The organism is Azospira sp. I13, from assembly GCF_003112695.1.
Taxonomy (GTDB): Bacteria; Pseudomonadota; Gammaproteobacteria; order Burkholderiales; family Rhodocyclaceae; genus Azospira.
The window spans coordinates 28,638-48,134 of sequence record NZ_BFBP01000014.1; the positions used below are offsets into that span (position 1 = coordinate 28,638).

Here is a 19,497-nt window from a genome sequence, read left to right on the forward strand (position 1 = left end):
AACAGGAAAACCCCATGAATATTTCCAAGTTCTTCATCGATCGGCCCATCTTCGCCGGCGTGATCTCGGTCCTCATCCTGCTGGCCGGGATTCTGGCCGTTTTCAATCTGCCCATTTCCGAGTACCCGGAAGTGGTGCCGCCTTCCGTGGTGGTACGGGCCCAGTACCCGGGGGCCAACCCCAAGGTGATCGCCGAAACGGTGGCCGCACCCCTGGAAGAATCCATCAACGGCGTGGAAAACATGCTGTACATGCAGTCCCAGGCCAACAGCGATGGCAACCTCACGGTGACCGTCAATTTCAAGCTGGGGGTGGACCCGGATAAAGCCCAGCAACTGGTGCAGAACCGGGTTTCCCAGGCCCTGCCCCGCCTGCCGGAAGACGTGCAGCGCCTCGGCGTGACCACCCTGAAAAGCTCCCCCACCCTGACCATGGTGGTGCACCTCACCTCGCCGGACGGGCGCTACGACATGACCTATCTGCGCAACTACGCGCTGATCAACGTCAAGGACCGGCTGGCCCGCATCCAGGGCGTCGGCGAGGTGGGTCTGTTCGGCTCCGGCAACTACGCCATGCGGGTCTGGTTGGACCCGGGCAAGGTAGCCCAGCGTGGCATGACCGCAACCGAGGTGGTGCGCGCCATCCGGGAGCAGAACATCCAGGTGGCGGCCGGCACCCTGGGCGCTTCCCCCAGCCTGCCGGACGTGCAGATGCAGCTCAATGTGAACGCCCAGGGCCGTCTGAAAACGGCGGAGGAATTCGCCGACATCATCGTCAAGACCTCCCCCGACGGCGGCATCACCCGCCTGGGCGATGTGGCCCGGGTGGAGCTGGCGGCGGCCGAGTACGGCCTGCGGGCCTTGCTGGACAACCAGCAGGCGGTGGCCATTCCCATCTTCCAGGCACCGGGGGCCAATGCCCTGCAGATTTCCAGCGCCGTGCGGGAAGCCATGCAGGAACTGTCCCGGGATTTCCCGGACTCGGTGCAGTACGACATCGTCTATGACCCCACCCAGTTCGTGCGGGCCTCCATCGAGGCGGTGGTGCATACCCTGCTGGAAGCCATCGCCCTGGTGGTGCTGGTGGTCATTGTCTTCCTGCAGACCTGGCGCGCCTCCATCATCCCCTTGCTGGCGGTGCCGGTCTCCATCGTCGGTACCTTCTCCCTGATGCTGGGCTTCGGCTATTCCATCAACGCCCTCTCCCTGTTCGGCATGGTGCTGGCCATCGGCATCGTGGTGGACGACGCCATCGTCGTGGTGGAGAACGTGGAACGCAACATCGAGGCCGGGCTGACGCCCCGGGAGGCGACCTATCGGGCCATGCGGGAGGTTTCCGGCCCCATCATCGCCATTGCCCTGACCCTGGTGGCCGTGTTTGTCCCCCTCGCCTTCATGACCGGGCTGACCGGCCAGTTCTACAAGCAGTTCGCCATGACCATCGCCATTTCCACGGTGATTTCGGCCATCAACTCCCTGACCCTCTCCCCGGCCCTGGCCGCCCTGCTGCTGAAGGGCCACGGCGAGCGGCCGGACTGGCTAACGCGGCAGATGGACCGCTGGCTGGGCGGCTTCTTCCGCCGCTTCAACCAGTTCTTCAACCGTTCCTCCGACCGATACGGCCATGGCGTTACCCATGTCATCTCCCACAAGGCCGGCGCCATCGGTGTCTATCTGGCCCTGCTGGCCGGGGCGGTGGGGCTTTCCTACCTGGTGCCGGGAGGCTTTGTGCCCGGGCAGGACAAGCAATACCTAGTCAGCTTCACCCAGTTGCCCAACGGCGCCTCCTTGGACCGCACCGAAGCGGTGATCCGCAAGATGAGTGAAATCGCCCTGGCGCAACCCGGGGTGGAACACGCCATCGCCTTCCCCGGCCTTTCCATCAACGGTTTTACCAATAGCTCCAGCGCCGGTATCGTCTTCGTCGGCCTCAAGCCCTTTGATGAACGCAAGGGCAAGGAGCTCTCGGCCGGTGCTATCGCCGCCGCCCTCAACGAGAAGTACGCAGCGATTCCCGATAGTTTCATCGCCGTCTTTCCGCCGCCGCCGGTCATGGGGCTGGGCACCGTGGGCGGCTTCAAGATGCAGATCGAAGACCGGGGCGCCCTGGGCTATGCCGAACTGAACAAGGCAGCCAACGACTTCATGGCCGCAGCCCGCCAGGAGCCGGCCCTGGGGCCCATGTTCTCCAGCTACCAGATCAACGTGCCCCAGATCGACGTGGATCTGGACCGGGCCAGGGCCAAGCAGTTGGGGGTTTCGGTAACCGACGTCTTCGACACCATGCAGATTTACCTGGGCTCCCAGTACGTCAATGACTTCAACCGTTTCGGCCGGGTTTATCAGGTGCGGGCCCAGGCCGATGCTCCCTTCCGGGCTCACCCGGAGGATATCGGCCAGTTGAAGACCCGTAACCAGGCTGGGGAAATGGTTCCCCTCTCCTCCCTGGTCAAGGTCCGCCACACCTTTGGCCCGGAAATGGTAGTGCGCTACAACGGCTACACCGCCGCTGACATCAACGGCGGCCCCGCCCCCGGCTATTCCTCGGCCCAGGCCGAAGCCGCCGCGGAACGGGTGGCCGCCGCCACCCTGCCCCGGGGTATCAAGTTCGAGTGGACCGACCTCACCTACCAGAAAATTCTGGCCGGCAATGCGGGCTTCTGGGTCTTTCCCATCAGCGTGCTGCTGGTCTTCCTGGTGCTGGCGGCCCAGTACGAAAGCCTGACCTTGCCCCTGGCGGTGATCCTGATCGTGCCCATGAGCCTCTTTGCCGCCCTGGCCGGGGTCTGGCTGACCGGTGGCGACAACAACATCTTCACCCAGATCGGGCTGATGGTGCTGGTGGGGCTGGCCTGCAAAAACGCCATCCTCATCGTTGAATTCGCCCGGGAACTGGAGATGCAGGGCAGTACGCCGATCCAGGCCGCCATCGACGCCAGCCGGTTGCGGCTGCGGCCCATCCTGATGACCTCCATCGCCTTCATCATGGGGGTGGTACCCCTGGTGCTATCCAGCGGTGCCGGCGCCGAGATGCGCCACGCCATGGGCATCGCCGTGTTCTTTGGCATGTTGGGCGTCACCCTGTTCGGCCTCTTCCTCACACCGGTGTTCTACGTGGTGCTGCGCACCCTGGACAAGAAGCACAAGCTCCATTCCGCCACCCATCACGATGCCCCGCTGGTGGCCGGCCCCTCTGCCTACCATGCTTCCCAGGAGTAAGGTCATGACGACACCCACTTCATCTTCCCTTCCCGTCGCCGGATTGCTGGCATCCCTCCTGCTGCTGGCAGGCTGCTCGGTGGCACCGCCCTACCAACGGCCGGTCGCTCCGGTGCCCGAGGCCTATAAGGAAGCCACGGTCAACACCGCTGAGACACCCCACGCCGACGGATCATGGAAGCTGGCCCGGCCAGCGGATGAAGCTAGCCGCGGTGCCTGGTGGGAGGTCTTCCAGGACGAACGCCTCAATGCCCTGGAAGCGGAAGCCCAGGCCGCCAACCAGGATCTCAAGGCCGCCGCCGCCCGCCTCGGCCAGGCCCGGGCCCTGGAGCAGAATACCCGGGCAGCCCGCTATCCCCAGGTCAATGTGGGTCTGGGCCCGACCCGCCAGCTTGCATCGCCAGCGGCCCAGGGCTTGCCTGCCGATGCGGACACCTCCCCAGTCACCCTGTGGCGAGGCCAGGCCACCTTCGCCTATGAGGCCGACCTGTTCGGGCGTATCGGCACGACTGTGGACGCGGCCCGTTTCGACAGTGAACGCCAAGGCGCCCTCTTCCACAGCACCCTGCTGGCCCTGCAGGCCGATGTGGCCCAAGCCTATTTCATGGTACGGGAGCTGGACGCCCTGCACGCCCTCTACCGGGACACCATGAAGCTGCGGGAGGAAACCCTTGCCCTCTTCCAGCGCCGCTTCGACGCCGGCGACATCAGCGACATGGAACTGGCCCGGGCACAAACCGAGCTGGCAGCGGCCCAGGCGGAAGCGGACGGGGTCGTCCGCCAGCGGGCAGTGGCCGAACATGCCCTGGCCATCCTGCTGGGCAAGACACCGGCGGAGTTTTCCCTAGAAGCTCTCCCCTTGGGACGCATTGCCATCCAGCTACCCGCTGGCCTGCCCTCCTCCCTGCTGGAACGGCGCCCCGACATCGCTGCTGCCGAGCGGGCCATGGCAGCCGCCAATGCCCGCATCGGTGCGGCTCAGGCGGCTTTTTTCCCCAGCCTCAATCTGACCGGCAGCATCGGTTATGAGGCCCATCGGGCCGGTGACCTGTTCAAGAGTGCCAGCCGGGCCTTCGTCCTGGGGCCTCTGGTGGGCACCCTGCTCAGCCTGCCGGTGTTCGATGGCGGCGCCCGGGCTGCCGGGGTGGATCGAGCCAACGCCGTCTATGACGAGGAAGTGGCCCGTTATCGACAAACCGTATTGCAGGCCTTCAAGGAGGTGGAGGATGGCCTAATCAATCTGCGCCTGCTGGAAAGCCAGCAACAGGCCCAATCCCGGGCCGTTTCGGCCGCCGAACGGGCCGCCCGGCTCTCCCACATCCAGTACCGGGAAGGCGCCATCAGCTACCTGGGGGTCATCGACGCCGACCGCAGCGCCCTGCAACAGCGACGCGCCAGCGTCACCCTGGATGGCGAACGGGCCCGGGCTACCGTCAGCCTCATCCGCGCCCTTGGCGGGGGTTGGGGTTAGTCCCGAGACCTGAAGGCCCCATTAGCAGGCAAATCCCAAAGAAAAAGGCCCCGCGACTGCGGGGCCTTTCTTTTCCGGGGAAGGATGGTGCCGCCGGATCATTCCCACTCGATGGTGGCGGGCGGCTTGCCGGAAACGTCGTACACCACCCGGTTGAGGCCGCGCACTTCGTTGATGATGCGATTGGAAACCTTGCCCAGCAGCTCGTAGGGCAGATGGGCCCAGTGGGCGGTCATGAAGTCACTGGTAACCACAGCGCGCAGGGCCACCACGTTTTCGTAGGTGCGGCCGTCGCCCATGACGCCCACGCTCTTCACCGGCAGGAAGACGGCAAAGGCCTGGCTGGTCAGGTCGTACCAGCTCTTGCCGATATCGGCCTCGGTGCAGGCACCGGCAGCCACGTCGCGCTCGGTGGCCAGAGTGGCACGCAGTTCGTCGATGAAAATGGCGTCGGCCCGCTGCAGCAGATGGGCAGCCTTCAGGGTGACCTCGCCCAGGATACGCACCCCCAGGCCGGGGCCGGGGAAGGGATGGCGATAGACCATCTCCCGGGGCAGGCCCAGGGCCACGCCCAGTTCCCGCACTTCGTCCTTGAACAGTTCGCGCAGGGGCTCCAGCAGCTTGAGGTGCATGTCTTCCGGCAGACCGCCCACATTGTGGTGGCTCTTGATGGTGTGGGCGCCCTTCTTGCCTTTGCCGGCGGATTCGATCACGTCCGGGTAGATGGTGCCCTGGGCCAGCCACTTGGCGGCGGAGAGCTTCTTCGATTCGGCCTGGAAGACCTCGACGAATTCCTTGCCGATGATCTTGCGCTTCTGTTCCGGATCGGAGACGCCGGCCAGCTTGCCCATGAAATCGTCCACCGCGTCCACGCGGATGACCTTGACGCCCAGGTTGCGGGCGAACATGTCCATCACCATGTCGCCTTCGTTAAGGCGCAGCAGGCCGTGGTCCACGAAAACACAGGTGAGCTGGTCGCCGATGGCCTTGTGGATCAGGGCCGCAGCCACGCTGGAGTCGACACCGCCGGAGAGGCCCAGGATCACTTCTTCCGTACCCACCTGGGCGCGAATCGCGGCCACGGCCTCGGCAATGTAGTCGCCCATGACCCAGTCGGTACCGCAGCCGCAGACGCCGTGCACGAAGCTTTCCAGGATGGCCCGGCCCTTCAGGGTGTGGGTCACCTCCGGGTGGAACTGAACGGCGTAGAACTTGCGCTCCTCGTCGGCCATGCCGGCGATGGGACAGGAGGGGGTGGAGGCCATGAGCTTGAAGCCCGGGGGCAGTTCCATGACGGAGTCGCCGTGGCTCATCCACACCTTGAGCATGCCTTGGCCTTCTGGGGTGGTGAAGTCGGCGATATCCTTCAGCAGGGCGGTATGGCCGTGGGCGCGGACTTCGGAATAGCCGAATTCCCGGGCCTTGCCCGCGGCTTCGGCGGTCATCACGGTGCCGCCCAGCTGCTGAGCCATGGTCTGCATGCCGTAGCAGATACCGAGGACGGGAATACCCAACTCGAACACCACCTTGGGAGCCCGGGGGGTGTCGCCCTCGGTGACGGAGCTGGGGCCGCCGGAGAGGATGATGCCCTGGGCGCCGTAGCTGCGGATGAACTCATCCGAGACGTCGTAGGGGTGGATTTCGCAGAAAACCTTGGCCTCCCGCACCCGGCGGGCAATGAGCTGGGTGACCTGGGAACCGAAGTCGAGGATGAGGATTTTCTGGTGGGCCATGATGGGTCTGCTATGTAGACGATTGGACGATGTGGTCTGAAATTAAAAAAGGGCGGCCTAGCTTGACACTGGCCGCCCTTGCTTGGTCCCGGAGGATCAGTCCTGGTGGTAGTTCGGTGCTTCCTTGGTGATCTGCACGTCATGGACGTGGGATTCACGGACGCCGGCAGCGGTGATCTCGACGAACTCGGCGGTTTCCCGCATCTGGTCAATGGTGCCGCAGCCCACATAACCCATGGAGGCGCGCAGGCCGCCCATCAGCTGGTGGATTACGGCCAGCACGGAACCCTTGTAGGGCACGCGGCCTTCGACGCCTTCAGGCACCAGCTTGTCCACGTTGGCAGTGTTGTCCTGGAAGTAGCGATCAGAAGAACCGGCCTGCATGGCACCGAGGGAACCCATACCGCGGTAGGACTTGTAGGAACGGCCCTGGAACAGCTCCACTTCACCCGGGGCCTCTTCGGTGCCGGCGAACAGACCGCCCAGCATGACGCAGTTGGCGCCAGCCGCGATGGCCTTGGAAATATCGCCGGAGAAGCGGATGCCGCCGTCGGCAATCATGGGCACGCCGGTGCCCTTGAGGGCTTCGGCCACATTGGTGATGGCGGTAATCTGGGGCACGCCCACACCAGCAACGATGCGAGTGGTACAGATGGAGCCGGGGCCGATACCGACCTTGACGCCGTCGGCGCCATGATCAACCAAGGCCAGGGCGGCAGCGGCGGTGGCGATATTGCCGCCGATCACTTCGACGTGGGGGAAATTCTTCTTGACCCAGCGCACGCGGTCCAGCACGCCCTGGGAGTGGCCGTGGGCGGTGTCGACGATCAGCACGTCCACACCGGCGGCGGCCAGCAATTCAGCCCGTTCCTCGGTACCGGCACCGACGCCGATGGCCGCACCGACACGCAGGCGGCCGGCTTCATCCTTGTTGGCCAGGGGATGCTCGGAGGTCTTGAGGATGTCCTTGACGGTGATCAGGCCCTTCAGTTCGAAGTCGTCATTGACGACCAGCACGCGCTCAATGCGGTGCTCGCGGATCAGTTCCTTGGCCTCCTCGATGCTGGCACCTTCTTTAACGGTAACCAGACGCTCCTTGGGGGTCATGATCTTGGTCACCGGCTGATCCAGCTTGCCTTCGAAACGCAGATCCCGGTTGGTGACGATACCCACCACCTTCTTGCCATCCAGCACCGGCAGGCCGGAAATCTTGTGCAGACGGGTCAGGGCCACCACTTCGCCGATGGTCATGCTCGGCGTAATGGTGATCGGGTCCTTGAGGATACCGGCTTCGTGGCGCTTGACCTTGGCCACCTCAATGGCCTGGGCCTTGGGGGAGAGGTTCTTATGCACGATACCGATGCCGCCTTCCTGGGCAATCGCAATGGCCAGGCGAGCTTCGGTCACGGTATCCATGGCGGCGGATACCAGCGGCAGGTTCAGGGAGATGTTGCGGGTCAGCTTGGTAGCCAGACTGACGTCGCGGGGGAGGATGTTGGAGTGGGCGGGGACAAGCAGGACGTCGTCGAACGTCAAGGCCTTCTGGATAACACGCATGGCTTTGATCCGGAGTCTCAAAAACGTATTATACGGGACTGGGTAACCCTCGAAAAGAGTCTCCGCATGTCAGTCTTCAAATCCCGTCGATTTTCTGCCGCAGTCTGGTTTGCCGGTATGGCTGCGTTTGGTCTTTCCACTTCCGCTGCCATGGCCGGAGGCCTGTATACCTGGAAAGATGAAAACGGCCTGACCGTCATGTCCGACAAACCTCCTGTTGGTAAAAACCAACAGAAGCGGGTCATCAACGTCCCCGAACCCACCTCCCCGGCGGCGCCCCCCAAGACCTTTGCCGACCGGGAAATGGAATTCCGGCGAGACCAGCAGGCACGCCAGGAAAAAGCCAAGAAGGCCGATGAAGAAAAGGCCCAGGCCGCCAAAAACAAGGAAGGCTGCGAATCCGCCCGCCGCAACCTGCAACTCTACCAATCCGGTGAACGCATCGCCCGCCGTACCGACAGCGGCGAACGGGAATTTCTCGACGAAGATCAGCGGGCAGCCGAAGCGGCCAAGGCACAAAAGGCCGTCAACGAGTGGTGCCGCTGAATCCTCCAACCCTCCTGTGAGCAGGCGTAAAAAAGGCGGCCAAGGCCGCCTTTTTTCATGGACAGGGCGTTGTTACTCCCCGCCCCCTTCGTCCCCCGCCCCCTTCTTCATCACTTTGCCTTCGGCAGCACGCTGCTTGCGCACCTCTTTCGGGTCGGCAATGAGGGGGCGATAAATCTCCACCCGGTCCCGGTCCCGCAGCACGGCATCGGGCTTGGCCAGCTTGGCGAAGATGCCAAGCTTGTTCTTGGCCAGATCGATCTCGGGATATTTTTCCAGCAGTCCGGAAGCTTCGATAGCCTGGCGCACCGTGGCGCCCTCCTCCAGCTTGACGGCAACAAGCGCCTGTTTCTGCTGCAGGGCGTAGACCACTTCGACGTTGATTTTTTCAGCCATAGATTTGGGCCGCACGTTTGACGAAAGCGTCCACGAACGTATTGGCAATGTGGTTGAAGACGGGGCCGATGACTTTTTCAAATAGCTTGCTGGAGAATTCGTAGCTCAGGGTGAATTCGATCTTGCAGGCTTTTTCAGCCAGGGGCTTGAAGTGCCAGCGCCCTTCGAGACGACGAAAAGGCCCGTCCACCAGACGAATATTCATCCACGACGGCACTTCCTTGTCATTTTCGGTCGTGAAATGGGATTTGACGCTGTGGTAATTGATGAACAGGGTAGCCGCCGTCTTCTTGGCATCACGAAATTTCAGTTCCGTGGAACTGCACCAAGGGAGGAACTGCGGGTAATCCTCGACCCTATCCACCAGATCGAACATCTGCTGGGCCGAAAACTCGATCAAGACTGATTTTTCCACCAGAGCCATGGGCGGCCAACTTCCAAAATCCTTGCGGGAGGGGCGATTCTAACAAAAGCACGCCCGGACTGCGGTGCCTAACGGGCCGTCTTTTCCGGCTTCGCCAGCGTCTTGCCGGGTCTGGGCAGGGGCAAGGGTGGCACATCGTCGGCCGACTTCTCGGGGGGGCGCTCGGGCAATTGCAGGAAGACCTCATCCTGACGAATCATGCCCAGTTCAAAGCGGGCCCGTTCCTCGATGGCGTCATAGCCTTGCTTCAAATCCCGTACTTCGGCGTCAAGGCCGCCGTTGCGCACTTCCAGCTTGCGGTTGGCTTCCTTCTGCTGCTGCAACTGCCGGTCCACATCCCAGACTTTCAGCCAGCCGCCTTTACCCAGCCACAAGGGGTATTGGAGGAAGGCAATCAGGGAGAGGAGTCCGATGGTCAGCCAGCGCATGGGGAGACAGGGGCAGATAATAAAAGGGCCGGGAGTTTCGACTTCCCGGCCCACATTGCCTTTTGCAGCCTTACTTCAGGTTGTAGAAGGCTTCACGACCGGGGTAGGAAGCGGTATCACCCAGATCCTCTTCGATACGCAGCAACTGGTTGTACTTGGAGATGCGGTCGGAGCGGGACAGGGAACCGGTCTTGATCTGGCCGGCGTTGAGACCCACGGCGATATCGGCGATGGTGCTGTCTTCGGTCTCACCGGAGCGGTGGGAGATGACGGCGGTGTAGCCGGCGCGCTTGGCCATTTCCACGGCAGCGAAGGTCTCGGACAGGGTGCCGATCTGGTTGATCTTGATCAGGATGGAATTGGCGATGCCCTTGTCGATGCCTTCCTTGAGGATCTTGGTGTTGGTGACGAAGAGGTCGTCGCCGACGATCTGCACCTTCTGGCCCAGACGCTCGGTGAGCAGCTTCCAGCCGTCCCAGTCGCCTTCGGCCATGCCGTCTTCAATGGAAACGATGGGGAACTGGTCGGCCAGGTTGGCCAGGTAGTCCACGAACTGGGCGGAGGTCAGCTGCAGGCCTTCACCGGAGAGGTGGTACTTGCCGTCCTTGTAGAACTCGGAAGCAGCGCAGTCCAGGGCGATCAGCACATCCTGGCCGGGGGTGTAGCCGGCGTTTTCGATAGCCTGCATGCACAGCTGGATGGCTTCGGCATGGCTGCCCAGGTTGGGGGCAAAGCCGCCTTCGTCGCCCACGGCGGTGGAGAAGCCCTTCTTGTCCAGCAGCTTCTTCAGGGCGTGGAAGATTTCGGCGCCACAACGCAGGGCTTCGCGGAAGGAGGTCGCGCCCACGGGCATGACCATGAATTCCTGAATGTCCAGGCTGTTGTTGGCGTGGGCGCCGCCGTTGATGATGTTCATCATCGGCACCGGCATCTGCATGGGAGCCATGCCGCCGAAGTAGCGGTACAGGGGCAGGCCGGCCTCTTCAGCAGCGGCCTTGGCCACGGCCATGGAGACGGCCAGCATGGCGTTGGCGCCCAGGCGGGACTTGTTCTCGGTGCCGTCCAGGTCGATCAGGGTCTTGTCGATGAAGGCCTGTTCCTGGGCGTCCAGGCCGATGATGGCCTCGGAGATTTCGGTATTGACGTTCTCCACGGCCTTCAGCACGCCCTTACCCAGATAGCGGCCGGCTTCGCCGTCGCGCAGTTCGATGGCTTCGCGGGAACCGGTGGAGGCGCCGGACGGCACCGCAGCGCGGCCCATGACGCCGGATTCCAGCAGAACGTCCACTTCAACGGTGGGATTGCCACGGGAATCCAGGATTTCGCGGGCAACGACATCAACGACAGAGCTCATGTTTCTCCCTTTGCTCTTAAAAGTTACAAACTGAAAACGGTGGGAATCAAATGCCCTGGACCACCAGCATGTTCATGCTGGCGGCGTCCTTGCGGACATCCCGGGCGGCCCTGTATTCGGGCGAATCATAAAATCGTTTGGCCTGCTCGGCGCTCTCGAACTCGACGATGACCAGCCGGGGCGGCTTGCTCCAACCGCCTTCCAGCACTTCGCTGGCACCGCCACGCACCAGGTAACGGCCGCCGTACTGGGCGATAGCCGTCTGGGCAAGCTGCTTGTAGGTCTCGTAGGCCACCGGATCGGTGACGCTGGCTTCGGCAAGAAGATAGGCGGCCATGACGGGGCTCAGAGTTTCACGTCAGAGAAGAGCAACATGCCAATCTCTTCCCAGCGCCGCACGATACCGGCGTGGACATCGTTCTCGTAATAGGCCTGGAGGGCGCTGGCAGTTTCAAATTCAGCGTAGACGGCATAATCCCAGGCCTGGGGATCCGGGGTGATGTTTGGGCCATGCTTCCAGGTGACGATGCCCGGCACCACCTTGGGCAACTGGTCCAGTTCGCTGAGCAGGGCCAGCACCCGGGGATCGTTGGTGGCGATGCCCGGCTTGGTCTTGAACAGGACGACGTGGGCCAGCATCAGAGGCTCTGCTCTTCCAGGGGGCCAGCCTTCACCAGGCGGTCGATATCCACCAGCACCTTGAGCAACGAGGCCATGCGGTCCAGGGGCCAGGCATTGGGGCCGTCGGACATGGCACAGGCTGGGTTCGGATGGGTTTCCATGAATAGGCCAGCCACGCCCACGGCCACGGCAGCCCGGGCCAGCACCGGCACGAACTCGCGCTGGCCGCCGGATGCCGTACCCTGCCCGCCGGGCAGCTGCACGCTGTGGGTGGCGTCGAACACCACCGGGCAGGCGGTGTCGCGCATGATGGCCAGGGAGCGCATGTCCGAGACCAGATTATTGTAGCCAAAGGAAGCACCGCGCTCGCAGACCATGATGGTGTCGGCACCGCCATTGGCTTCCTTGGCCTTGTCCACCACGTTCTTCATGTCGCCGGGGGCCAGAAACTGGCCCTTTTTGATGTTCACCGGCTTGCCGGAAGCGGCCACGGCGTGGATGAAATCCGTCTGGCGGCAAAGGAAGGCCGGGGTCTGCAGCACGTCCACCACGGCGGCCACTTCCGGCACTTCGGCTTCGGTGTGCACATCGGTCAGCACCGGCACGCCAATCTGCTGGCGCACGGTTTCCAGGATCTTCAGACCGGCATCCAGCCCCAGGCCGCGGAAGCTCTTGCCGGAGCTGCGGTTGGCCTTGTCGTAGGAAGCTTTGAAGATGTAGGGGATGCCCAACTGGCCGCAGACTTCCTTCAACTGGCCGGCCACGTCCAGGCACAGCTGCTCGGACTCGGCGACGCAGGGGCCGGCGATGAGGAAGATGGGCTGGTCGAGGCCGACCTCGAAGTCACACAGTTTCATGCACGAACCTTCACTTGCCGCCGGACTGGCGCTGGGTCAGGGCCGCCTCGACAAAGGACTTGAACAGGGGATGGCCGTTACGCGGGGTGGACGTGAATTCCGGGTGGAACTGGCAGCCGACGAACCAGGGGTGAACATCGGCGGGCAGTTCGACCATTTCGCACAGGTCGGTACCGGGGGCGCGACCGGCGACGATCAGGCCCTTGGCTTCCAGCTGGGCCAGCAAGGTGTTGTTCACTTCGTAGCGGTGGCGATGGCGCTCGACGATCTCGGGAGCACCGTAGATCTGGCGGGCCCGGGTGCCGTCGGCCAGCTGGCACAGCTGACCGCCCAGGCGCATGGTGCCACCCAGGTCGGAGTTTTCATCACGCTTTTCCACCTTGCCGGAGGCATCCTGCCATTCGGTGATCAGGCCGATCACCGGGAAGGGGCTGCTCTGGTCGAATTCGGTGGAGTGGGCACCGGCCAGGCCGGCCACATCCCGGGCGAATTCAACCACGGCCAGCTGCATGCCCAGACAGATACCCAGGTAGGGCACCTTGTTTTCCCGGGCGTAGCGAATGGCCGCAATCTTGCCCTCGGTGCCGCGCTTGCCGAAGCCGCCGGGCACCAGGATGGCGTCCATGTCCTTCAGGGCACCGCAACCGTTCTTCTCGATGTCTTCGGAATCCAGGTAGTGGATATTGACCTTGGAGCGGGTGTGAATGCCGGCGTGCTTCAGGGCCTCGATGAGAGACTTGTAGGACTCGGTCAGATCCACGTACTTGCCGACGAAGGCGATATCCACCTGATGGTCGGGATGCTCCAGGGCTTCCACCAGACGGCCCCAGACGGAAAGGTCGGCGGCCTTGGCCAGGATGTCCAGCTTGTGGCAGACGATCTCGTCCAGCATTTGGTCGTGCAGCATGGCCGGGATCTTGTAGATGGAATCGGCGTCCAGCACCTCGATCACAGCTTCGCGCTGGACGTTGCAGAACAGGGCGATCTTGCCCTTTTCATCTTCCGGGATTTCCCGGTCGGCACGGCACAGCAGCACATCGGGCTGAATACCGATTTCCCGCAGTTCCTTGACGGAATGCTGGGTCGGCTTGGTCTTCAGCTCGCCAGCGGTGGGAATGTAGGGCAGCAGGGTCAGGTGCAGAAAACAGGTGTTATTGCGGCCTTCCTCGAAACCCATCTGGCGGATGGCTTCCAGGAACGGCAGGGACTCGATGTCGCCTACGGTGCCGCCCACCTCGACGATGGCCACGTCGGCCCCTTCAGCACCACGCTTGATGTGGGCCTTGATCTCGTCGGTGATGTGGGGGATGACCTGCACGGTCTTGCCCAGATACTCGCCGCGGCGCTCTTTTTTGAGCACCGTGTCGTAGATCTGGCCGGTGGTGAAGTTGTTGCGCTTGCCCATCTTGGCGCTGGTAAAGCGCTCGTAGTGGCCCAGGTCCAGGTCGGTCTCGGCGCCGTCTTCGGTGACGAACACCTCGCCGTGCTGGAAGGGGCTCATGGTGCCCGGGTCGACGTTGATGTAGGGATCAAGCTTGAGGTGGGTGACGGTGATTCCACGGGATTCGAGAATCGCACCCAGGGAGGCAGCGGCAATTCCCTTACCCAGGGAAGAAACCACGCCGCCAGTGACAAAGACGTATTTGGTCATGACGATATAGCTGCGGGAAAGCCGAATTGTAGCCGATAACCCCGACGCCTTCCAAACCTGCCGCCATCATGCGGAAAACGGCGGGGAACGCACGGGTATCCGGGCAAATAAGGGCGAGCCCGGACAAAACCGCCGCCTCGCCCTCCCCGCCCGGCCCGGTCTCAGCGGGCCGTCCAGGCGCCATCCATGGGCAAGGCCGCCCCGGTCATGCCGGCGCCGGCCGGAGAGCAGAGAAAGAGAACGAACGCCGCCAGGTCGTCGGCCTCCAGGAAGCGCTTGTTGGGCTGGGCCGCCAGGATGACATCGCGAATCACCTGCTCTTCCGGCAGCTGGTGCACCTGGGCCTGAGCCGCCACCTGCTTTTCCACCAGGGGCGTGCGCACATAGCCAGGGCAGACGGCGTTACAGGTGATGCCGGTCTCCGCCACCTCCAGGGCCACCGCCTTGGATAGCCCCACCACCGCATGCTTGCTGGCCGTGTAAGGCGCCTTGAAGGGCGAGGCCACCAGGCCATGGGCCGAGGCGATATTGACGATACGTCCCCAGTTGCGCGCCTTCATGCCCGGCAGCACGGCCTTGGTGGCATGGAAGACGGAGGAGAGGTTGATGGCAATGAGTTGATCCCACTTTTCTTCGGGAAACTGATCCACCGGCGCCACATGTTGGATACCGGCGTTGTTCACCAGAATATCCACCCCACCCAGCTGTTCCTTGGTGGCCGCCACCAGGGCGCGCACCGAGGCCGGGTCGGCCAGGTCGGCGGAGGTATAGGCCACCGGCACCCCGAACTCGGCCGCCAGCGATGCCCGCAAATCTTCTGCCTCGGCGGCCGGGCGGGAGCCGTTGAGCATGACGGCCGCACCGGAGCGGGCCAGGGCCCGGGCTACGGCCAGGCCGATGCCGGAGGTGGAGCCGGTGACGAGGGCGACTTTTCCGTTGAGCATGGACATCTCCTTCAGGGGAAATCAGGATCAGGGCCGAATTTCAGCCGATTCAGTCGATTCAGCTAAATCAGGCCATGGCAACCCATTCGCATCACACCTGGCGGCAAGGCGCGCCAGGTAAGGACGCTGGGGCTGATGGCCGGGAAACGGGCGTCTTTACAGCCTCTCCAGGCAGACATCTTGCGGATCGCCATCTGGTGCGCCTGCCAGGGCAAGGTTAGCGGATGAATTCCCGGCTAACGGCCCGGAACAAATCGGTACCAGCCCGGTGCAGCCACTCAAAGGCCACCATCTCCCGGGAGACAATGACGCAACCCGCCTGGCGCAAGCGCTCCAGGGCCAGGGCCTTATCTTCCGGGCGGCGCGAACCGACAGCCTCGGCGACAACGAAAACCTCCTTGCCACGACCCAGCAGGTCCAGGGCCGTCTGCAAGACGCAGACATGGGTTTCGGTGCCGGTAATCACCACCTGGCGGCGGGCAAACGCCGGTTCGTTCTCCAGGCAGCCATCGGCCACGGCGGAAAAGTGGATCTTCTCAACGACTTCTTCCGGCGCCAGTTTGTCCGCCAGGGCCGGCACCAGGGGCCCCAGCCCCTTGGGGTACTGCACCGTGGCCAGTACCGGTACGGTCAGGCGACGGGCCACTTCCACCAGCCACAGATTGTGGGCGGTCACCGCCGCAGTGTCGTGGATGGCGGGTGCCAGGCGTTCCTGGATATCGATCACCAGCAACAGGGATTGGTCGGCCTTGATCAGCATAGGGTCTCCGCAGGTTGCGATGGAAGGGATGACGCGGCCGACCAGCCTATCACGCCCCGGCGGCCGAGCGCAGCCGCTGCGCCAGCCGGAGGATGGCCGCATCACTCAGATCGTCCGTCAGGAACGGGGAATGGGGGCGACGGCCCTGGTAGTTCTGCCCCTGGGAGCGGTGATAGTGGGGATCGTAGTGCTTTTCCAGCAATGCCTGCACCAGGGTGGCCCAATCCCCCTGCTGCGCCAGCGCCTGCCAATGGGCAACGTTTTCCCGTCCTTGCAAGGCCTTCAGGCTTTCCAGGCGTTCGATCAGCCAGGCCGGATCATTCAGAAAGTAGTCGTAATCCCGCAGCAGAAAGGCCACCCGGGCTTCCTGGGTGGCCGCCACTTCCAGGCACTCACCGCCCCGAATGGCCAGCAGCAGGCTATCCGGCAGATGCAGGCGGCCAATCTTGCGGCTCTCGGCCTCGACAAAGACGGGATGGGCCGCTTCAAAGCCGGCCAGGGCCTGCCACAGCTGGGTCTCGAAGCCCTTCTGGGCCGGCTGGGGCTCCCCGGGCAGGACCCCGAGGACCGACCCCTTGTGGGCCGCCAGGGTTTCCAGATCCAGCACCTGGGCGCCCTGTCGGGCCAGGGCCTGGAGGATGCGGGTCTTGCCGCTGCCGGTGGCGCCGCAGATGACGCGGTAGGAAAAGCGGGGCGCCAGGGCGTCGATCTGTTCCATGACGTGCTGGCGGAAGGCCTTGTAGCCCCCGTCCAGCTTGTCCGCCTTCCAGCCGATCTGGCGGAAGATGATCTGCATCGCGCCGCTGCGCTGGCCACCGCGCCAGCAATAGATGAGAGGGCGCCATTCCTTGGGCCGGTCATGGAAGCGCTCCTGCAGGTGGCGGGCGATGTTGATGGAAATCAGGGCCGCCCCCACCTTCTTGGCCTCGAAAGGGGAAACCTGCTTGTACAGGGTGCCGACGGTGATCCGCTCCTCGTTGGACAGCACCGGGCAGTTGATGGCCCCGGGCACATGGTCCTCGGCAAATTCGGCGGGAGTGCGGACATCGATGATCTCATCGTATTCCGCCAGTTGGGCGACGCTGGCAAGGCCGGACTGTTTCATGGTCGGGGGTGGCAATTTTCGCAAAGAGGCGCCATTCTAGCGCCCTTCCCTGCCCTCCCTCTTTTTCCCGCCCCTGCGGCGGCAAAGCCATGGACGATATCAAGCTCACTTCCTTTTCCCACGGCGGCGGCTGCGGCTGCAAGATTGCCCCGGCCGTGCTCTCCCAGATCCTCGCTGCCACCCCGGCCGCCCTCATCCCGCCCCAGTTGCTGGTGGGCACCGAATCCTCCGACGATGCGGCGGTCTATAAGCTCAACGACAGCCAGGCCCTGGTGGCCACCACCGACTTCTTCACACCCATCGTGGATGACCCCCACGATTTCGGCCGTATCGCCGCCACCAACGCCATATCCGACATCTACGCCATGGGCGGCACGCCCATCCTGGCGCTGGCCCTGGTGGGCATGCCCCTGGACAAGCTGCCCCTGCCGGTGATCGAACGCATCCTGGCCGGCGGCGCCTCGGTCTGCGCCGAGGCCGGCATCCCCATCGCCGGCGGCCATTCCATCGACGTGCTAGAACCCATCTACGGCCTGGTGGCCCTGGGCCTGGTGCATCCGGACAAGGTGAAAAAGAACAATGCCGCCCGGGCCGGCGATCTGCTGATCCTGGGCAAGCCCCTGGGCGTGGGCATCCTTTCCGCCGCCTTGAAGAAGGGCAAGCTCTCTGCCGACGGCTACGCCCAGATGATCCGTTTCACCACCCAGCTCAACCGGGTCGGCACCCAACTGGCGGAACTGCCGGCAGTGCATGCCATGACCGATGTCACCGGCTTCGGCCTGGCCGGCCATCTGCTGGAAATCTGCCGTGGTTCCCAGCTTGCCGCCGAAGTTAACTTTGCGGCCCTGCCCGCCATTGCCGAGGCTGTCACCCATGTACAGGCGGGCATTGCCACCGGCGCCTCCACCCGCAACTGGGCCGGCTACGGTCAGGATGTGGAACTGGGCACAGGGCTGGGGGAATGGCAGCAGAAATTCATCACCGACCCCCAGACCTCCGGCGGCCTGCTGGTAAGTTGCGCCCCGGAGGCGGCGGAAGCCGTGCTGACCACCTTCCGTCAGGCGGGCTTTGGCGAAGCTGCGGTGATCGGCAGCCTAGCCACGGGCGAGGCCAAGGTCAGCGTGCGCTGAGCAGGGGCGACAGCCCCTTCCAGACGTTATCCAGCAGCCGGGGCTGGGCCTCGGCCAGGGGGTGGAGGTTGTCGGCCTGGAAGAGTTGGGGCTTGTCCGCCACCCCGTCCAGCAGGAAATCCACATAGGCCAACTTCTCCTGCCGGGCCACTTCACCAAAACTGCGGTGGAATTCCTCCGCATAGGGTCCGAAGTTGGGTGGCAGGCGCATGCCCACCAGCAACACCCGGGCCTTTTGCCGCCGGGCCGCCGCTACCATGGCCTTGAGGTTGTCCCGCATTACCCCCAGAGACAGGCCCCGCAGGCCGTCGTTGGCGCCCAGCACCAATACCAGCACGGCCGGCTGGTGCTTGCTCAGGGCCGCCTCCAGGCGGGAACGGCCGCCCGCCGTGGTCTCGCCGGAGATGCTGGCATTGACGACGCTATAATCAAGGCGCTTTTCCTGCAGCCGTGCCTGCAACAGGGCCGGCCAGGCTGCCTCCTGGCGAATACCGTAGCCCGCCGAGAGGGAATCGCCGTAAACCAGGATGATCCCTGCCGCCCGGGCCCCTGGCAACGAAAATAAGGCCAGTAGCAGAAACAGCCCTGATAGGGCAGAAAATCGTATGAGGGAATGAAACCGCATGGTTGAGCATCCGTTGGTGGAAGTGGTGGCGCTGACCAAGACCGTTAGCAATGGAGACGCGCCCCTGACGATTTTGCACGATATCGGTTTCACCGTGAGTGCGGGGGAAACCGTAGCCATCGTCGGCGCCTCCGGCTCCGGAAAATCCACCCTGCTGGGCTTGCTGGCCGGCCTGGACAGCCCCAGCAGCGGCACGGTGCGCCTCGATGGCGAAGACCTCAATCAGCTGGATGAAGATGCCCGGGCCCGCCTGCGCGGTCGCATGCTCGGCTTCGTCTTTCAGTCGTTCCAGCTGTTGCCTTCCCTCACGGCCGAAGAAAACGTCATGCTGCCCATGGAGCTAGCCGGCATCAAGGAGGCTGGCCCCAAGGCCCGGCAATGGCTGGAGCGGGTCGGCTTGAGCCAGCGCCTGCGCCATTACCCCAAGCACCTCTCCGGCGGCGAGCAGCAGCGGGTCGCCCTGGCCCGGGCTTTTGCCCTGGAACCCAAGCTGGTACTGGCGGATGAACCGACGGGAAATCTGGATGGGGCCACCGGCCACCAGATCATCGACCTGATGTTCGCCTTGAATGCGGACCAGGGCACCACCCTGGTGCTGGTCACCCACGACGACGAGATTGCCGCCCGCTGCGGGCGGCGCCTGCGCATGCAGGATGGACGCCTGACGCCCGGCTGAG

The 19,497-nt window shown here is 63.8% G+C and carries 18 protein-coding genes and 1 pseudogene; 5 read left to right on the forward strand and 14 right to left on the reverse strand.

What is annotated here, in order from left to right:
- Positions 1 to 14 precede the first annotated feature (14 nt).
- Complete coding sequence (locus tag AZSI13_RS14080) at positions 15 to 3,218, forward strand: efflux RND transporter permease subunit (protein WP_109041815.1); 3,204 nt, start codon at positions 15 to 17, stop codon at positions 3,216 to 3,218.
- 4 nt (positions 3,219 to 3,222) lie between these two features.
- Positions 3,223 to 4,689, forward strand: a complete 1,467-nt coding sequence (locus AZSI13_RS14085; protein WP_109041816.1) for an efflux transporter outer membrane subunit — start codon at positions 3,223 to 3,225, stop codon at positions 4,687 to 4,689.
- A gap of 98 nt (positions 4,690 to 4,787) precedes the next feature.
- On the opposite strand, the gene guaA is transcribed toward AZSI13_RS14085, so the two are convergent.
- Positions 4,788 to 6,422 carry a glutamine-hydrolyzing GMP synthase gene (guaA, locus tag AZSI13_RS14090; protein WP_109041817.1) on the reverse strand — a complete coding sequence of 545 codons (1,635 nt, stop codon included), beginning with the start codon at positions 6,420 to 6,422 and terminating at the stop codon, positions 4,788 to 4,790.
- A 96-nt stretch (positions 6,423 to 6,518) separates the two neighbouring features.
- Entirely contained in the window at positions 6,519 to 7,979 is a 1,461-nt protein-coding gene (guaB, locus tag AZSI13_RS14095) for an IMP dehydrogenase (protein ID WP_109041818.1), read from the reverse strand.
- A 66-nt stretch (positions 7,980 to 8,045) separates the two neighbouring features.
- Here guaB and AZSI13_RS14100 point away from each other — a divergent pair, with 66 nt between their 5' ends.
- A complete protein-coding gene (locus tag AZSI13_RS14100; protein ID WP_109041819.1) occupies positions 8,046 to 8,525 on the forward strand; it encodes a DUF4124 domain-containing protein in 480 nt (159 codons plus the stop codon).
- Between the two features lie 72 nt (positions 8,526 to 8,597).
- Here AZSI13_RS14100 and AZSI13_RS14105 read toward each other — a convergent pair whose 3' ends face one another.
- The 11 genes and pseudogenes from AZSI13_RS14105 to mnmH all read right to left on the reverse strand — a co-directional run bounded on the left by AZSI13_RS14105 (position 8,598) and on the right by mnmH (position 17,065).
- The gene (locus AZSI13_RS14105) at positions 8,598 to 8,921 is read right to left on the reverse strand and encodes an RnfH family protein (protein WP_109041820.1); all 324 of its coding nucleotides are present in this window, start codon (positions 8,919 to 8,921) and stop codon (positions 8,598 to 8,600) included.
- A complete protein-coding gene (locus AZSI13_RS14110; RefSeq protein ID WP_109041821.1) occupies positions 8,914 to 9,345 on the reverse strand; it encodes a type II toxin-antitoxin system RatA family toxin in 432 nt (143 codons plus the stop codon). Before AZSI13_RS14110 ends, AZSI13_RS14105 begins: the two co-directional genes overlap by 8 nt.
- Positions 9,346 to 9,491: 146 nt before the next feature.
- Positions 9,492 to 9,773 (reverse strand): annotated as a pseudogene (gene ftsB, locus AZSI13_RS14115) (cell division protein FtsB); the annotation flags it as partial.
- 70 nt (positions 9,774 to 9,843) lie between these two features.
- Complete coding sequence (eno, locus tag AZSI13_RS14120) at positions 9,844 to 11,127, reverse strand: phosphopyruvate hydratase (RefSeq protein WP_109041823.1); 1,284 nt, start codon at positions 11,125 to 11,127, stop codon at positions 9,844 to 9,846.
- Between the two features lie 46 nt (positions 11,128 to 11,173).
- Positions 11,174 to 11,464: a DUF1330 domain-containing protein gene (locus AZSI13_RS14125; RefSeq protein WP_109041824.1), complete on the reverse strand. Its 291-nt coding sequence runs from the start codon at positions 11,462 to 11,464 to the stop codon at positions 11,174 to 11,176.
- Positions 11,465 to 11,472: 8 nt separating this feature from the next.
- Positions 11,473 to 11,766 carry a Dabb family protein gene (locus tag AZSI13_RS14130; RefSeq protein ID WP_109041825.1) on the reverse strand — a complete coding sequence of 98 codons (294 nt, stop codon included), beginning with the start codon at positions 11,764 to 11,766 and terminating at the stop codon, positions 11,473 to 11,475.
- Positions 11,766 to 12,605 (reverse strand): 3-deoxy-8-phosphooctulonate synthase, encoded by an 840-nt coding sequence (gene kdsA / locus AZSI13_RS14135; protein ID WP_109041826.1) that lies wholly within the window; start codon positions 12,603 to 12,605, stop codon positions 11,766 to 11,768. Before kdsA ends, AZSI13_RS14130 begins: the two co-directional genes overlap by 1 nt.
- A gap of 10 nt (positions 12,606 to 12,615) precedes the next feature.
- Entirely contained in the window at positions 12,616 to 14,256 is a 1,641-nt protein-coding gene (locus tag AZSI13_RS14140; protein WP_109041827.1) for a CTP synthase, read from the reverse strand.
- 161 nt (positions 14,257 to 14,417) lie between these two features.
- The gene (locus AZSI13_RS14145) at positions 14,418 to 15,200 is read right to left on the reverse strand and encodes a 3-hydroxybutyrate dehydrogenase (protein WP_109041828.1); all 783 of its coding nucleotides are present in this window, start codon (positions 15,198 to 15,200) and stop codon (positions 14,418 to 14,420) included.
- A 217-nt stretch (positions 15,201 to 15,417) separates the two neighbouring features.
- Entirely contained in the window at positions 15,418 to 15,960 is a 543-nt protein-coding gene (locus tag AZSI13_RS14150; RefSeq protein ID WP_109041829.1) for a hydrolase, read from the reverse strand.
- Between the two features lie 49 nt (positions 15,961 to 16,009).
- Positions 16,010 to 17,065 (reverse strand): tRNA 2-selenouridine(34) synthase MnmH, encoded by a 1,056-nt coding sequence (gene mnmH, locus AZSI13_RS14155; protein WP_109041830.1) that lies wholly within the window; start codon positions 17,063 to 17,065, stop codon positions 16,010 to 16,012.
- A gap of 89 nt (positions 17,066 to 17,154) precedes the next feature.
- Between mnmH and selD the strand changes: the two genes are divergently transcribed.
- Positions 17,155 to 18,195, forward strand: a complete 1,041-nt coding sequence (gene selD, locus AZSI13_RS14160) for a selenide, water dikinase SelD (RefSeq protein ID WP_109041831.1) — start codon at positions 17,155 to 17,157, stop codon at positions 18,193 to 18,195.
- On the opposite strand, the gene AZSI13_RS14165 is transcribed toward selD, so the two are convergent.
- Positions 18,182 to 18,820, reverse strand: a complete 639-nt coding sequence (locus AZSI13_RS14165) for an arylesterase (protein WP_109041832.1) — start codon at positions 18,818 to 18,820, stop codon at positions 18,182 to 18,184. The two genes, selD and AZSI13_RS14165, sit on opposite strands and share 14 nt — an antisense overlap.
- Here AZSI13_RS14165 and AZSI13_RS14170 point away from each other — a divergent pair.
- A complete protein-coding gene (locus tag AZSI13_RS14170) occupies positions 18,819 to 19,496 on the forward strand; it encodes an ABC transporter ATP-binding protein (protein ID WP_109041833.1) in 678 nt (225 codons plus the stop codon). The two genes, AZSI13_RS14165 and AZSI13_RS14170, sit on opposite strands and share 2 nt — an antisense overlap.
- Position 19,497: the final 1 nt, after the last annotated feature.

Excerpts from the sequence above, each read along its gene's own strand:
- AZSI13_RS14100 (WP_109041819.1), top strand. The coding sequence starts at position 8,046 with ATGTCAGTCTTCAAATCCCGTCGATTTTCTGCCGCAGTCTGGTTTGCC.
- kdsA (WP_109041826.1), bottom strand. The coding sequence starts at position 12,605 with ATGAAACTGTGTGACTTCGAGGTCGGCCTCGACCAGCCCATCTTCCTC.
- AZSI13_RS14110 (WP_109041821.1), bottom strand. The coding sequence starts at position 9,345 with ATGGCTCTGGTGGAAAAATCAGTCTTGATCGAGTTTTCGGCCCAGCAG.
- eno (WP_109041823.1), bottom strand. The coding sequence starts at position 11,127 with ATGAGCTCTGTCGTTGATGTCGTTGCCCGCGAAATCCTGGATTCCCGT.
- guaB (WP_109041818.1), bottom strand. The coding sequence starts at position 7,979 with ATGCGTGTTATCCAGAAGGCCTTGACGTTCGACGACGTCCTGCTTGTC.
- AZSI13_RS14140 (WP_109041827.1), bottom strand. The coding sequence starts at position 14,256 with ATGACCAAATACGTCTTTGTCACTGGCGGCGTGGTTTCTTCCCTGGGT.
- mnmH (WP_109041830.1), bottom strand. The coding sequence starts at position 17,065 with ATGAAACAGTCCGGCCTTGCCAGCGTCGCCCAACTGGCGGAATACGAT.
- AZSI13_RS14080 (WP_109041815.1), top strand. The coding sequence starts at position 15 with ATGAATATTTCCAAGTTCTTCATCGATCGGCCCATCTTCGCCGGCGTG.
- AZSI13_RS14085 (WP_109041816.1), top strand. The coding sequence starts at position 3,223 with ATGACGACACCCACTTCATCTTCCCTTCCCGTCGCCGGATTGCTGGCA.
- AZSI13_RS14150 (WP_109041829.1), bottom strand. The coding sequence starts at position 15,960 with ATGCTGATCAAGGCCGACCAATCCCTGTTGCTGGTGATCGATATCCAG.
- AZSI13_RS14170 (WP_109041833.1), top strand. The coding sequence starts at position 18,819 with ATGGTTGAGCATCCGTTGGTGGAAGTGGTGGCGCTGACCAAGACCGTT.
- AZSI13_RS14125 (WP_109041824.1), bottom strand. The coding sequence starts at position 11,464 with ATGGCCGCCTATCTTCTTGCCGAAGCCAGCGTCACCGATCCGGTGGCC.
- selD (WP_109041831.1), top strand. The coding sequence starts at position 17,155 with ATGGACGATATCAAGCTCACTTCCTTTTCCCACGGCGGCGGCTGCGGC.
- AZSI13_RS14145 (WP_109041828.1), bottom strand. The coding sequence starts at position 15,200 with ATGCTCAACGGAAAAGTCGCCCTCGTCACCGGCTCCACCTCCGGCATC.
- AZSI13_RS14130 (WP_109041825.1), bottom strand. The coding sequence starts at position 11,766 with ATGCTGGCCCACGTCGTCCTGTTCAAGACCAAGCCGGGCATCGCCACC.
- guaA (WP_109041817.1), bottom strand. The coding sequence starts at position 6,422 with ATGGCCCACCAGAAAATCCTCATCCTCGACTTCGGTTCCCAGGTCACC.
- AZSI13_RS14165 (WP_109041832.1), bottom strand. The coding sequence starts at position 18,820 with ATGCGGTTTCATTCCCTCATACGATTTTCTGCCCTATCAGGGCTGTTT.
- AZSI13_RS14105 (WP_109041820.1), bottom strand. The coding sequence starts at position 8,921 with ATGGCTGAAAAAATCAACGTCGAAGTGGTCTACGCCCTGCAGCAGAAA.